This is a genomic window from Clavibacter lycopersici, from assembly GCF_003576405.1.
Taxonomy (GTDB): domain Bacteria; phylum Actinomycetota; class Actinomycetes; order Actinomycetales; family Microbacteriaceae; genus Clavibacter; species Clavibacter lycopersici.
The window spans coordinates 1-881 of sequence record NZ_QWGT01000451.1; the positions used below are offsets into that span (position 1 = coordinate 1).

At 78.2% G+C, this 881-nt stretch carries 1 pseudogene; it reads left to right on the forward strand.

Going from position 1 to position 881, the window contains the following annotated elements:
- A pseudogene (locus tag DZG00_RS15880) lies at positions 1 to 881 on the forward strand (hypothetical protein); the annotation flags it as partial.

Below are 881 nucleotides of genomic sequence, written 5' to 3' on the forward strand. Positions count from 1 at the left end.
GCACCGAGGTCGCCGACCTCCGCGCGACGGCCGAGCGCGAGACCGACGCCCAGCGCGCCGAGGCCGCCCGCGAGGTCGCCGAGCTCCGCGCCCGCGTCGACCGCGAGACCGACGAGGCGCGCCGCGACGCCGCCGACCTCGCCCGGGAGACAGTGCTCGCCCGCGGCGCGCTCGAGCGCGAGCTCGCCGACGCCCGGGCCCGGCACGACGAGTCGGTCGCCGAGGAGCGCGCCGACCTCGACCGCGACGTCCGGGAGACCGAGGAGCGGCTGCGGCTCGACGAGGAGACCCGGCGCATCGCCCTCACGCAGCTCGAGGAGCAGACCCGCGCCGACCTCGACCGCGAGATCGAGCAGGCGCGCACCGACTGGGACCGCGAGGTCCAGGCGTCGCGCGACGACTTCGACCGCCGCATCCACGCCGAGCGCACCGCCTTCGACCGCGACGTGGAGGAGACCCGCGCCGCGCTGGAGCGCGAGATCGTCGAGACGCGCGAGGCGCTCGAGCTCGAGGTGGCGACCGCGCGGGCCGACCTCGCGCGCGACGTCGAGGAGGCGCGCACGGACCTCGCCCGCGACATCGCCCAGGGCACCGAGCGCCTGGAGCGGGAGACCCGGGCGACGCGCGACCAGCTGGAGCTCGAGGCCGTCACCGCGCGCGCCGCGCTCGAGCGCGAGATCGCGGAGGCGGAGGCCCTGGAGGCGGACCGCCGCGAGGCCGAGCGCCTGCGCCTCGAGCGCCAGGCGGTCGAGACGCGGCGCGAGATCGCGGCCGAGGCCGAGGAGGCGCGCCTGCTGCTCAGCCGCGAGATCGAGCAGGGTCACCTCGACCTCGACGCCGAGATCACCGCGCGCCGCGACCACGACGCCCGGGACGCCGCC